This window comes from Epilithonimonas hungarica, assembly GCF_900102265.1.
Lineage (GTDB): Bacteria > Bacteroidota > Bacteroidia > Flavobacteriales > Weeksellaceae > Epilithonimonas > Epilithonimonas hungarica.
This window is the reverse complement of the sequence record NZ_FNBH01000002.1, coordinates 664,871-677,943: the sequence shown is the minus strand read 5'-3', so window position 1 is coordinate 677,943 and position 13,073 is coordinate 664,871. Positions and strand designations below refer to the sequence as shown.

Below are 13,073 nucleotides of genomic sequence, written 5' to 3'. Positions count from 1 at the left end.
TATATTTGCTAATTAGTAAAAACCCAACAAAAACGTGAAGTTAAGTAAAGAATTAAAAACAGGATTGATCGCTATATTCGCTATTGTCAGTTTTGTCGTACTTTATCAATTTATGAAAGGAAAAAGCCTTTTTACAACTGATAATATCTTTTATGTAAAGTATGATAACGTAGAAGGTCTTTCTGCTTCCAATCCCGTTTCTATCAACGGATTAAAAGTAGGACAAGTAGATGAAATAAAACCGATAACTTCCAAAGGCGGTAAGTTGCATTTTGTTGTGAAATTGACCATTGATGACAATTTCGAATTCTCTAGGAATTCTACAGTGGAGATTTTTGAACCAGGTCTAATGTCCGGAAAGGAGATAAAGGTTAATCTGTTTTATGGAGGAGATACGGCAAAAGACGGAGATACTTTAAAAGGGGATTATCAATTATCAATGCTGAATTCATTGTCATCCCAGGTAAAACCTGTGAAAGATCAATTATCAAATGTTCTATTGAAGCTGGATTCGACCTTGGCGAGTACAAACAAAATTGTAGATGAGCAGAACAGAAGAGAGATCAAATTATTGCTATCTAATCTCAACAGAACAATTGAGTCTTTCAAAGCAACTTCCGATAGAACCAACGGTATTTTGGCAAGTAATGAAAGGGGACTGCACGAAGTGGTTGCAAGTGCCAATCAAGCAATGGTAACGGCCAATAGGACTTTGGATAAATATGGCTCTGTTGCTGAGCGTGTGGATATTGAGAAATTGAATGGGACAATCGATCAGTTCAATCAGACCGCTGGCAAACTGAATAACGTTATTTCCGGCATACAAAACGGGGAAGGTTCTCTTGGTAAATTGGCAAAAGATGAAGAGCTTTACAACAATCTAACAAAAACTTCGAAAAACCTTAATGAGTTGGTGGAAGATTTCAAGACCAACCCAAAAAGATATCTGAACTTCTCGGTTTTTGGAAAGAACTCTGACAAAAAATAACTATGCAATATATTGACAATGTAATTTTTTTAATTCTTTTGGTAGCAGGCTTTGGTTTATTTGCTAAAAGTCTGAAAGAATTATATCGCAATATCAAATTGGGTCGAGAAATCAACCGGACTGACAGAAAACCGGAGCGTTGGGCAATCATGGCCAGAGTTGCACTTGGACAAAGTAAAATGGTAAAACGTCCTATTGCTGGGATTTTGCACATTTTTGTGTATGTTGGATTCGTTATTATCAATATAGAATTACTGGAGATCATTATTGATGGTATTTTCGGGACACACCGATTTTTGCATAGCATTTTAGGAGATTCGGTTTATTATTTCTTTACAGCGACTTTGGAAGTTTTAGCGGCCTTGGTCGTGTTGGCAGTGGTTGTATTTTTTATCAGAAGAAATTTTTATGGCGTCAAAAGGTTAACGATGAAAGAATTGTTCGGCTGGCCAAAACAGGATGCCAACTGGATTCTGATCATCGAATTCTCTTTGATGGTTGCTTTCTTCACGATGAACGGTGCAGATTATTATTCTGATTCAGCTCGTTTTGGTTCTAATTTCCCCATTTCAAAATATTTGTTTCCTTTCTTTCAAAATTTTAGTTTGGAAACACTTCATATCATAGAAAAATCTGCGTGGTGGTTTCACTTTGTCGGGATTTTGTTCTTTATGAATTATCTTTATTATTCCAAACATCTTCATATCATTTTGGCCTTTCCGAATACATGGTTTGCGAATCTTGAGAAAAAAGGGAAATTCAACAATTTGGATTCTGTGACGAAAGAGATCAAGTTGATGATGGACCCGAATGCCGACCCTTATGCGGCTCCCGCTGAAGGTGAGGCAGAAGTTCCTTCGAAGTTTGGCGCTGAGGATATCTTTGACCTCAATCAGCATCAGTTAATGAGTGCCTATTCTTGTACAGAATGTGGAAGATGTACTTCTGTTTGTCCTGCGAATATCACAGGAAAAAAATTGTCTCCAAGGTTGATCATGATGAAGACCAGAGATCGTCTGGAAGAAGTCGGTAAAAATCTTAATAAAAATGGAGGTAAGTTTGTTGATGATGGAAAAAAACTATTGAACGATTATATTACCAAAGAAGAGCTTTGGGCGTGTACCACCTGTAATGCTTGTGTAGAGGTTTGCCCGGTTCTGATTGATCCGCTATCGATTATTTTCGAGATGAGAAGATTCCTGGTAATGGAACAATCCGCAGCACCTACAGAATTGAATCTGATGATGACCAATGTCGAGAACAATGCTGCACCTTGGCAATACAACCAAGCAGACCGTTTGAACTGGGCAAATGATTAGAGAATGTTTTTTATGTAAGCAATAAAACTAATAAAAATTGTAAATTTAAACATTATTTAGAGCCAATAATGAACTCAAAACTAATTGTTAAAAATTTTGGACCAATAGAACATGCCGATTTAGATTTAAAAAGTGTAAATGTTTTTATTGGACCACAAGCTAGTGGGAAAAGTACTTTAGCGAAATTATATACGATTTGTAATTCACCAAGATTATATCATAATTTTAAAGAAGGTAGAAGATCTTTTTTTTCAATCACTAAAAATAAAGAAGATTTAGAACTTTTTAAGGAGCCTAGCTTCACTAAGTTTAAAGAAGCACTTGAAGATTATTCTATAGTTGATTGTCTCAATAGTAAAACAGAAATCTTATTTGAGAGTCCGACCCATAAAATTATATTAAAAAAGAGTAAGATTGTTTTTAGTGATAAGATTAACCTTTCTAAAATAAATGAAGCTTTTGAAAATCATGACTTCATTAAATGTAAGAAGGAGTTTAAGAAACTTTCAGGATTATCTCAAAATTTTGATTTTTCGTACAAATTTTCAGTAATGTGGGACAGGCTGAGTCAAACAGAAAAATCATTAGAAGATTTTTCTAAAAAGTTTCGCGAATTTTCAGATAGATTTGATTATGATCTCGATTTGTCCGAAAAAGAAGTTTTAAACGTTATCGAAACAGCAAATACTACGAAAAGAGAATTCTTTTTTAAATCACCTTTGTATATTCCTGCTGAGAGGGTTATTATTAATTTATTAAAACAAGCTGCACTTTCTTTCCAAAATCTTGAAGTGCCAATTCCCAAGCATCTACTAAATTTTGCGAGTATATATAGTAATGCATCCTATGAGATTAAAGAGTTTGATATAAGTTTCTTAAAAGAAGGTACAATATATAAGAATGTAAATGGAGAAGATAGAATTTATTTTTCTAAGAGGAAAAAAATGAAATTAACAGAAAGCGCATCAGGATTTCAAAGTATAATCCCGATTATTCTTCCTATTGAGTTTACAAAAAATAAAGAAAGGGGTGGGGGTAATTATTCATTCGTTATTGAAGAACCTGAAACAAACTTATTTCCTAGAGCTCAATATGATTTACTAAAGCTTCTTGAAAGTGGTAGAACTGATGATTTTGGAAAAATTGATAAAGGCACAATACATTTTTATACAACACATAGTCCGTTTTTCTTATCTTCAATCAATAATCTCCTTTTTGCATTTATGAAAGGAAATGAAAATGAAGGAAAAAATAGAGAAAAAATTAATAAAATAATTTCAAAAAGATCTTGGATAAATCCTGAAGATTTTGCTGCATTTCAAATTGTAAACGGTAAGACAAAGTCAATATTAAATTTGAAGACAGGTTTAATAGAAAACAATATAATAGATAGTGTTTCGGAAGATATAATGAACGATTTTAGAGAGATTGCATATATATCAGCAGATAATTAAATTATTAGATGAAAAATATATTTAATAATAACAATTTCCCCAATTGTATCGAAACTGAAACGGAAAAGATAATTTATATAAAAGATCCCGATACGAGTGGCTCTCCTTGTATTATTTCGAATGCAAATGATTTTGATTTTCAAATAAATAATCCAAAACAAAAAGAAATTGTTTTTTTGAAGATTGATAGTTGTTTATTTAATAGCCAAGATGGAAGAAAATGTGATTTTTCAATTAATGATGAAAAGGTAGTTTGTTTTGTAGAAGTTAAAAAATTAAAAGATTTTACTAATTCTTGGAAGTCTGATTCTAAAAAAGATGACGCTTTAGATCAAATCATTCAGACAATAAAAAAAATTAAAACTAATTACAATTTGACTGATATGAGAAATGTTTTTGCGATAATTTGTTTAAAACCAAATGTCCCAACACATACACAAATTATCCAGACCGCAGATCAAGTTAGAATTAATAATTTGTTATCAGAATGTGGTTGTCCTAATTTATATATAGGAAATGAAATAACTTTTAATAACTAATATGGATTTCACTATAAAAACAATGGCAGAATACGCAATGGAAGGCAAATCTCCCGAAGTTCTCTTCTGGGTAGGTTGTGCTGGGAGTTTCGATGATCGTGCGAAAAAGATCACACGTGCATTCTGCAAAATCCTTAATAAGATCAATGTAGAATTCGCTGTTCTGGGGCAAGAGGAATCTTGTACTGGCGACCCTGCAAAACGTGCCGGGAATGAGTTTGTTTTCCAAATGATGGCCTTGACCAATATCGAAGTGCTGAATGCCTACGAAGTCAAAAAAATAGTCACAGCCTGCCCGCATTGCTTCAATACGTTGAAAAATGAGTATCCGAGTCTTGGCGGGAATTATGAAGTGATGCATCATACTCAATTCCTAAAACAATTGATGCAGGAAGGAAGATTGAAAATAGAGGGCGGAAGCTTCAAAGGAAAAAAAATTACATTCCATGATCCATGCTACCTTGGGAGAGCCAATGACGAATATGAGGCGCCAAGAATGCTTCTTGAAAAACTGGATGCAGAATTGGTGGAAATGAAACGTTGCAAGACAAACGGATTATGTTGCGGAGCTGGAGGAGCACAGATGTTCAAGGAACCGGAAAAAGGGAATAAGGATATCAATGTGGAAAGAACAGAGGAAGCGCTTTCATTCGAACCAAAGATTATTGCGACAGGTTGCCCTTTCTGTAATACGATGATGACAGATGGCGTGAAACACTTTAATAAAAATACAGAAGTAGAAGTTAAGGATATTGTAGAGCTTTTGGCAGAAGCTGAAGATCTATAATTGAAAAAACAAACTAATATCTCTGGTTGTCCATGGAAAAAAAATGGAAGCTTTCCTTGTTATTTTTGCTGCCGATTTTAGCAGCACTTACTTTTTGGAATTACAACAACAGAGTTTATGATTGGGATATGCCGGGGTACATCGGTTGTATGTACGCTTTAGATTATCCTGGTTTGCCAGACAAAGTTAGAGAGCTTACTTTCTCATCAATAAAAAAAGAAGCGCCAGCTGGCCATTATGCAGATATTAATGGGACCGATCCCAAGGATGTAACCAGGCAATATTTTGAGAAGAATACACGATCTTTTACGGAACAACTTCCTTACTATGAAATAAAAGTTGGATATAATCTAGTAATAAGATTCTTGTACAAGATTGGATTTACAGCACCAATGTCAGTTCTTTTCTTAAGCCTTATATCCTATTTTTTTTCTGGTATTCTCCTATTTTATATATTCAAAATTATTTTCCCAAATAATTATTTGATTGCTTTTTTTGCAACCAACGTGATGTTATTGTTACCACCGGTAATAGAGATGTCCAGAATACCCACGCCGGATATGTTTATTTTAGTAATGTTATTGATCTTTATGATAGCACTTCTCCAAAAATGGAAAGAATGGACTGTGTTTATAATACTCTTTTTGATAACCTTCATCAGGCCGGATTATATTACTTTTACTCTTACCTATCTTGTAACAGCCTGGATTTACGCATTTATAATTGATAAAAAATTAGATTTGAGCTATTTTTTACAAGCTGCAGTCCTCATAGTATTATATTTTTTCATAATCAAATTTTACAATTTTCCCGGATGGAAGAGTCTTTTCTATGATACCTTTATATACAGAAGGCCTTTTGTTTCGACACAAGCAGCAAGCTTCACTTTACAAGATTATCTTCTGATTCTTTTTGAAAAAATAATAAATTTTAAAAAAGTAACATTAATTGCTGTTGGGAGCTTAGGTTTGATATTTTATTGGTCAAAAGATAAATGGATAAGGATCTATTCGCTTTTTATTTTCATTAATATTTATATCAAATTTGTTTTTTTTCCACAATCAGCCACACTAAGATTTTTCTTCGGATTCATTATTTTGCTTTTAATAATGCTTTCATTTGCATTGAGTAAAAAGTACAATGGTTTGCGACTCGGGAAAAATCCGTAATTTTATATTTTAAATTACTTAAAATGAAAATAGAGGAATCAAGTATTGTAGAAACAAACGACTATCGCGTTATTATATATCCTGCATCAAGACCTTTTACAGCTAAAGAAAGCAAAATCATTGCAGAGAGACTATATGATTTCTTAGGTGATTGGGCAGCGCATGGGAAACCACTTTCATCCTCTTTCAAGATCGAGAAAAATCAATTCATCATCATCTGTGTGGATGAGGAAAAAGAAGCGGCTTCTGGTTGTAGTATTGATGCACTTGGAAAAATAATGAGAGAATTGGATTCGGAGTTTGATTTAGGGCTGTTTGATAGAATGAAGGCAAGCTTTGTCGAAAACGGGGAAGTAAAAACCCTGAAGCTATCCGATTTTAAGAATAAAATAAGAAATGGCGAATTATCAAAGGACATCGAGGTTTTCGATTTTTCTAAGAACACTTACCTTGATTTTCTAAGTCATTTTTTACAGCCATTCAGCAGAAGTTGGGCTTCATCCATTTCTTAGTTTCCGAACGTAAACCGATGTAAATATTGAGAGTACTTTTCCTGACCACGGCTCACAAATATAATGATGATCGCATTTTTTATCATCAGGCGACAGAACTTGTGAAACGCGGTTTTGATGTGAAGATTTGTAGTCTGTGTTCGGAATTTCAAGGAGTAATTGATAAGGTTGAAATCGAATCTTATTCGATACTACATCACAGCGCAAGACAAAAGACAGAAATTTTTCTGAAAGTTTGTAACGATTATCAGCCGGATTCTATTATTTGTTCAGAACCAATTGCAATAATTGCGGCCCATAAATTCAAAAAAGACAAGAAAATAAGTGTCATTTACGATGTTACAGAATGGTATCCGGCAATGTCTATGCTTCAAGATCATGGTTTTCCGCTGAAGATAGTGCATGGAATTAAGTTTTTTCTGATACAATTATACGCAGGTCTTTTAAGCACTCATTTTATTTTTGGTGAAGAAACTAAAAAATTTCCCTTAGCTTATTTTTTTCCTTTTAAAAAGAAAATGATCTTACCTTATTATCCTGATGAAAGTTTCGTTTCCGAGGGCATAAAAAAACTTGAAAGTAACCAGATCACACTTTGTTATACAGGAGCACTTTCTGAAGATAAAGGAATTGGTAATTTTTTCACAGCCATCGAAATTCTTAGGAAAAGACGACCGGAATTAAATATTAAAATTCTGATTATAGGTTCTGCAAGAACAGAAACAGATAAAATTTATTTCGATGATCAACTCAAAAAATTGTCTGTTAAAGCTATCGAGATCAGAAAACCTACATCATTTGAAGATTTTACCAAAGCTTTTTCAGATGCCGACATTTGTTTTGATCTGAGAGAATTTAATTTTGAAAATCATCATTCTCTTCCCATCAAGCTGTTTTATTATATGGGAGCAGGAAAACCGATTATTTATTCCAGTTTGAAGGGAATTAGAAAACACATGGATGTGTCAGATTTCGGATTTTTGGTCGACCCTAAAGACTCTGGGTCTATTGCTGACTGTATAGAAAAATATATTGTTGATTCTCGGTTTTATGATTTGCATGCAACTAATGCGAGAAAAGAATTTATCCAAAAATATAATTGGAAAATCATTAGCGATTCTTTCATTAACTTTATAGAAAATTCTTTACCTAAAAGCTAAAAATGAAGCAGCTCAAAGTTGTTCAGACTTTCATTTCCCGGTTTTTGATATTGATACTAAGTTTCGGCCTGGTCATCTTTTCTACCAATATCTGGGGAAGCGAAGGGAAAGGAACGATTTCGATTGTCGTTGCGAATGTTGCTATTGTCAGTTTTTTCAGTAGCATTTTTTCAGGCAGCAGTACATCATATTTTGCCCATAAGTTCAAGATAGAGCAGGTATTGGTCTATTCCTATATTTGGTCATTACTTGTAGGTATTACAGTTCCTTTGGCCTTCAGTTTTGCTTCGCTTCAGGGTTCGTATTTATATTATCTGATTGGTATTTCAGTATTTTCATCGCTACTTACGACCAATATCAGTCTGTTCATTGGCACTCAGAATATCAAGATGTTCAATCTTTATACGGTTTTACAACAGCTGATGCACGTTTTGTTCATAGTCATTTTGATCTATTTTGTAAAACTAAAAGACGTTTCTGTTTATTTTCTTGCTCAGACCCTATGTTTGATGTTGTTGTTTTTATTGAGTTTTTACCAGATCTTAAGAAAATGCAAGATCAGAGATTTTAAGTTCTCAAAAAAAGTATTCATCGATATGTTCGAATACGGTTGGAAAACACAGTTAAGCGCATTTATTCAGTTTTTGAATTACAGACTTTCATTTTACTTTTTAGAATATTTTGAAGGCATTGCTGCGGTTGGTATTTTTTCCATAGGGATTACTTTTTCCGAGGCGATCTGGACGATCACCAGAAGCATCGCAGTGGTTCTTTATTCTGATGTTGTCAACTCTAAAAGTAAAGAAGGATCCATCATCAAAACCAAATCTTCGCTCAAAATTTCATTTACACTGATGCTTGTCTTTCTTATTGGAATTATCATTATTCCGGCACAAGTTTATGTTTTGATTTTCGGGAACGAATTTAGCAAGACCAAAAAAATTATGCTTCTCCTCTCTCCAGGGATCTTTGCAATAGCAATAAGTGATATGGTCGGCTATTATTTTTCTGCGATCAAGCATCTCAAGATCTTAAATGTAAAATCAATTATAGGCTTACTTATAACAGTAATTCTTTCTTATTTCGCTATCCCGCGATGGGGAATTTGGGGCGCTTGTTTTGTAACATCCGCTTCTTATTTGGTTTCAGGATCGATATTGTTTTGGAAATTCTACCAGACCACGGATTTCAAGATTCGGGATTATTTGATAACGAAAGATGAAATTACTGCTCTGATGCAAACTTTTTCCAGGAAAAAATACTAATATTCCTATTCAGGAGTTCTTAGAAATAGAAATCAAAAACTTATTTTTACGAATCGAAAAAGATTAAGACATGTGCGGGATCTGTGGTTATTATTTATCAAAGAAAGGAATTTCCTCTAAGAATATTTTGGAGATGAATAATGCGATCAGGCATCGTGGTCCGGATGATGAAGGGTTTTGGCTTTCGGATGGATTACAAGGACATTCTTTTTGTGGAGAGAGTTCTACACAACAAGTCAAAAATATCTTTCCTGTTCTACCTGATTCAGAGTCTAATATTGCATTAGGATTTCGTAGGCTCTCTATCTTGGATCTTTCGGAAAAAGGCCATCAGCCGATGCTTGCCGACAATCAAAGGATTACGGTCACATTCAACGGAGAGATCTATAATTTCAAAACATTAAGGAAGGAATTAGAAGATTTGGGACATCATTTCAAAAGCCATTCTGATACAGAAGTTATTTTAAGGTCTTACGAAGAATGGGGAACGGATATGCTTCCTAAATTGGATGGGATGTTTGCTATAGCCTTGGTGGATCTGGATAAAAAAAAATTACTTCTGGCAAGGGACAGGGTAGGGATGAAACCTCTGTTCTATTACGAAAAAGAAAACGAATTGATATGGGCGTCAGAAATAAAAGCAATTTTGAAGAATGAATGCGTCACTCCCGAGATCAACTGGCAAGGCGTTTACAGTAACTTTCTTTTTCAGACAACATTGGCTCCGGAAACTTGCTTTCAGAATATCTATTCTTTGGAACCAGCAACTTTTTTGGTCTTTGACCTGAACGATCTTTCATCATCAAAAGAAAAATATTGGGACTTTCCAACCAAAAGTCTGAATCAGATAACAGAACAAGAAGCAATCACCGAGATTGATAGATTGCTTTCGGAAAGTGTGGAAAAACAGCTTTTTGCTGATGTCCCTGTGACAAGCATGATGAGTGGCGGAATAGATTCCACCTTGATCACTGCAAAATCAAAACCTTACAAAGAAGATATCAACGCCTTTACGATTGCGTATCAATTTTCAGAAAATGAAGTGAAGAATGCTTCTCTGATGGCTGAGAAAATAGAGATTCCGCATCATATAAAAAATGTTACCGATGAGGAAGTTTTGGATCAATTGAAAGAAAATATCCAACATTTCGAGGAACCTTACAGCAGCTTGGAAGTTCTGATGAACGCTGCAGAATATGCAAAGGAGCTTGGATTCAAGGTTGTTTTGAGCGGAAATGGAGCTGATGAGCTTTTTGCAGGATATTCCCATTCTTTGAAGCTTGATAAATGGAGGTCTACGAGAAAATTTAATTTCATCCGTCATTTTATTTTCACAAATGATAATTTTTCTAAAAAAGTGAAAAATTATTTTTCTCAGGATAGTATGTTGGAATTTTTCAGACAAAGTCAGGTCGGGATGAAGCCTTTCGAAGCCAAAAATATTTTTAAGAAAAATATATTTAATAAGATCAATTCAGATCTACAAGACAAAAAATTATCAGAAACGACAGATTATCAAGGTCTTTTTGAATATGATATGAAGTACTCTCTATCGTCACATCATGTTTTCCGCGATGATCTGAGCGCAATGAAATATGGCGTAGAATTTCGTTATCCCTATCTCAGCAATGATTTGATCGACTATGTCTCAACATTGCCGGAAAGTTTAAGATATAACGGGATCCAGAATAAACCGCTTCTAAGAAAAGTGGCTGAAAAATATGTACATCCGGAGATCTTGAAAATGCCAAAACGTGGTTTCTCTTTTCCGCTTTCACATTTCATCAAAACAGAACCAAAGGTTAGAAATTTTATCTTAGAAAATCTGGATAACCTGAAAAAGAGAGATTTTTTCAACCCGAAACTCATTGATGATTGGTGGAACAATCAAAATAATGAATACGATTGTGTGAAGATCTGGCAATTGGTGACATTCGAACTTTGGTATCAGAAATATTTTGAAAACCGATAACATATTTTTATTTTACCTTTGTGTTATGAAGAAATATTTTCTTACAATCACACTTGTCTTACTTACATTCGTCTGTTGCCGTGGAGATGAAGAAGATATCCAGACGATCGATCAGGTTCTGAATCTTTATATCCATAATTCTGCCGGTCAAGATATGTTGAATTCTAAGATCGATGGTTCCTACACTTCTATTAATTTGGTTGATCTTTTAGATGAAACGGCCCTTAAGCCTATTACAGGATATAGCTTGATAAAAGATGCGGACACTGTTACTTATCTGGATTACCCAGCCGGAGCGGTTAGACTTTTGCAGGATTCCATAAGCCCGGAAGAGAAAATATATTACTCCAATTTTATAATTCAGCTTGTGACTACTAAGAATTCAGTCACAACTACAGACCCTGATACGATCAGGATCGAATACAAATGGACACCTTCTCTTTTCCAACTGTCAAAACTCTGGTATAATGATGAACTGAAGTTCACAAAAGTTCAAGGACAGAGAAATGTGGTCAAAATCGTGAAATAAAATCGTTAAATTTGCAGCGGACTGTTCAAAGTTCGTGGTTTTGAGTTCAATATTTATTCAAAACCTTAAACCCTAAACTTTAAACTTTTATGTTACAGGTTAATTTTTTGCGCGAGAACAAAGAGCGCGTTTTGGAAGGCTTGAAGAAAAGGAACTTCAAGGAATTAGATTTGGTCGATGCAGCAATCAATGCTGACGACGAAAGAAAAAGATTACAGTTTGAGCTGGACTCGCAACTTTCCGAAATGAATAGGATCTCCAAAGAAATTGGGATTCTGATGAAAGACGGAAAAAAAGAGGAAGCAGAAACAGCAAAATCCCAAACGTCGCAATACAAAGAATCCAGCAAAGAATTACAAGCTCAACTGAACGATGCTGAGAAAAGCCTGATCAATATCCTTTATCAGCTCCCGAATATTCCTAACGAGAAAGTGGTTGCCGGAGTTTCTGCCGATGATAACGAGATCATTTATGAATCTACAACTGTTGAAGGCCTTGGAGAAGGCGCAATCCCACACTGGGAATTGGCAAAAAAATATAACCTGATCGATTTTGAATTAGGTGTGAAGATCGCTGGTGCTGGTTTTCCGGTTTATTTCGGGAAAGGCGCACGTTTGCAGAGGGCTTTGGTTCAATATTTCCTGGACAAAAATACAGATGCAGGTTATCTGGAAGTGAATCCACCTCACGTTGTGAACGAATCTTCCGGTTATGGAACGGGACAGTTGCCTGATAAGGAAGGACAAATGTACTACGTGAATGCAGATGATCTGTATCTGATTCCGACTGCGGAAGTTCCGGTTACGAACCTTTACCGTGATGTTTTGTTGGATGAGAAAGATCTTCCGATCAAGAATACGGCATTTTCCCAGTGTTACAGAAGAGAAGCGGGAAGTTATGGTGCTCATGTAAGAGGTTTGAACAGACTTCATCAATTCGAAAAAGTGGAGATTGTGAGAATCGAGAAACCTGAAAATTCTTATGCTGTTTTGGAAGAAATGGTAGAGCACATCAAATCTATTTTGGAAGATCTGGAATTACCATACAGAATCATGAGACTTTGCGGCGGCGATACAGGTTTTGCATCGGCAATGACTTACGACTTCGAGGTTTGGAGCGCAGCGCAGGAGAAATGGCTGGAAGTAAGTTCTGTTTCCAACTTCGAAACGTTCCAGGCTAACCGTTTGAAATGCCGTTACAAAGGCGACGGAAAAACGCAATTGGTTCACACATTGAACGGTTCTGCAATGGCATTGCCAAGAATTATGGCGGCGCTTTTGGAAAATAACCAAACTCCAGAAGGCATCAGACTACCAAAGAAAATCGCAGAATATGCCAGATTTGAATTGATTAATTAATTCTAATTTTAAAATATGAAA

The 13,073-nt window shown here is 35.0% G+C and carries 12 protein-coding genes; all 12 read left to right on the top strand.

Annotated features, from left to right (window positions below; translation table 11 throughout):
- Window positions 1–34: 34 nt before the first annotated feature.
- The 12 genes from BLT30_RS10290 (at window position 35) to serS (ending at window position 13,052) form a co-directional block, all read left to right on the top strand.
- Window positions 35–988: an MlaD family protein gene (locus BLT30_RS10290; RefSeq protein ID WP_089873453.1), complete on the top strand. Its 954-nt coding sequence runs from the start codon at window positions 35–37 to the stop codon at window positions 986–988.
- A gap of 2 nt (window positions 989–990) precedes the next feature.
- A complete protein-coding gene (locus tag BLT30_RS10285) occupies window positions 991–2,307 on the top strand; it encodes a 4Fe-4S dicluster domain-containing protein (RefSeq protein ID WP_089873452.1) in 1,317 nt (438 codons plus the stop codon).
- A 68-nt stretch (window positions 2,308–2,375) separates the two neighbouring features.
- Window positions 2,376–3,761 (top strand): AAA family ATPase, encoded by a 1,386-nt coding sequence (locus tag BLT30_RS10280; RefSeq protein ID WP_089873451.1) that lies wholly within the window; start codon window positions 2,376–2,378, stop codon window positions 3,759–3,761.
- Window positions 3,762–3,769: 8 nt separating this feature from the next.
- Window positions 3,770–4,300 (top strand): hypothetical protein, encoded by a 531-nt coding sequence (locus BLT30_RS10275; RefSeq protein ID WP_089873450.1) that lies wholly within the window; start codon window positions 3,770–3,772, stop codon window positions 4,298–4,300.
- 1 nt (window position 4,301) lies between these two features.
- Complete coding sequence (locus BLT30_RS10270) at window positions 4,302–5,087, top strand: (Fe-S)-binding protein (RefSeq protein WP_089873449.1); 786 nt, start codon at window positions 4,302–4,304, stop codon at window positions 5,085–5,087.
- 32 nt (window positions 5,088–5,119) lie between these two features.
- Window positions 5,120–6,256 carry a hypothetical protein gene (locus BLT30_RS10265; protein WP_089873448.1) on the top strand — a complete coding sequence of 379 codons (1,137 nt, stop codon included), beginning with the start codon at window positions 5,120–5,122 and terminating at the stop codon, window positions 6,254–6,256.
- Between the two features lie 23 nt (window positions 6,257–6,279).
- Entirely contained in the window at window positions 6,280–6,768 is a 489-nt protein-coding gene (locus tag BLT30_RS10260) for a hypothetical protein (RefSeq protein WP_089873447.1), read from the top strand.
- A 26-nt stretch (window positions 6,769–6,794) separates the two neighbouring features.
- Window positions 6,795–7,928: a glycosyltransferase gene (locus BLT30_RS10255; RefSeq protein WP_245707159.1), complete on the top strand. Its 1,134-nt coding sequence runs from the start codon at window positions 6,795–6,797 to the stop codon at window positions 7,926–7,928.
- Window positions 7,929–7,930: 2 nt separating this feature from the next.
- Window positions 7,931–9,193: an oligosaccharide flippase family protein gene (locus BLT30_RS10250; RefSeq protein ID WP_089873445.1), complete on the top strand. Its 1,263-nt coding sequence runs from the start codon at window positions 7,931–7,933 to the stop codon at window positions 9,191–9,193.
- A 70-nt stretch (window positions 9,194–9,263) separates the two neighbouring features.
- Window positions 9,264–11,165, top strand: coding sequence for an asparagine synthase (glutamine-hydrolyzing) (gene asnB, locus BLT30_RS10245; protein ID WP_089873444.1), 1,902 nt, complete (start codon window positions 9,264–9,266; stop codon window positions 11,163–11,165).
- Window positions 11,166–11,190: 25 nt separating this feature from the next.
- Complete coding sequence (locus tag BLT30_RS10240; RefSeq protein WP_089873443.1) at window positions 11,191–11,694, top strand: hypothetical protein; 504 nt, start codon at window positions 11,191–11,193, stop codon at window positions 11,692–11,694.
- Window positions 11,695–11,783: 89 nt separating this feature from the next.
- Complete coding sequence (serS, locus tag BLT30_RS10235) at window positions 11,784–13,052, top strand: serine--tRNA ligase (RefSeq protein WP_089873442.1); 1,269 nt, start codon at window positions 11,784–11,786, stop codon at window positions 13,050–13,052.
- The last annotated feature ends 21 nt before the right edge of the window (window positions 13,053–13,073 follow it).

Coding starts and splice junctions, on each gene's coding strand:
- BLT30_RS10285 (WP_089873452.1), top strand. CDS start 991: ATGCAATATATTGACAATGTAATTTTTTTAATTCTTTTGGTAGCAGGC.
- BLT30_RS10260 (WP_089873447.1), top strand. CDS start 6,280: ATGAAAATAGAGGAATCAAGTATTGTAGAAACAAACGACTATCGCGTT.
- BLT30_RS10265 (WP_089873448.1), top strand. CDS start 5,120: ATGGAAAAAAAATGGAAGCTTTCCTTGTTATTTTTGCTGCCGATTTTA.
- asnB (WP_089873444.1), top strand. CDS start 9,264: ATGTGCGGGATCTGTGGTTATTATTTATCAAAGAAAGGAATTTCCTCT.
- BLT30_RS10280 (WP_089873451.1), top strand. CDS start 2,376: ATGAACTCAAAACTAATTGTTAAAAATTTTGGACCAATAGAACATGCC.
- serS (WP_089873442.1), top strand. CDS start 11,784: ATGTTACAGGTTAATTTTTTGCGCGAGAACAAAGAGCGCGTTTTGGAA.
- BLT30_RS10275 (WP_089873450.1), top strand. CDS start 3,770: ATGAAAAATATATTTAATAATAACAATTTCCCCAATTGTATCGAAACT.
- BLT30_RS10270 (WP_089873449.1), top strand. CDS start 4,302: ATGGATTTCACTATAAAAACAATGGCAGAATACGCAATGGAAGGCAAA.
- BLT30_RS10250 (WP_089873445.1), top strand. CDS start 7,931: ATGAAGCAGCTCAAAGTTGTTCAGACTTTCATTTCCCGGTTTTTGATA.
- BLT30_RS10240 (WP_089873443.1), top strand. CDS start 11,191: ATGAAGAAATATTTTCTTACAATCACACTTGTCTTACTTACATTCGTC.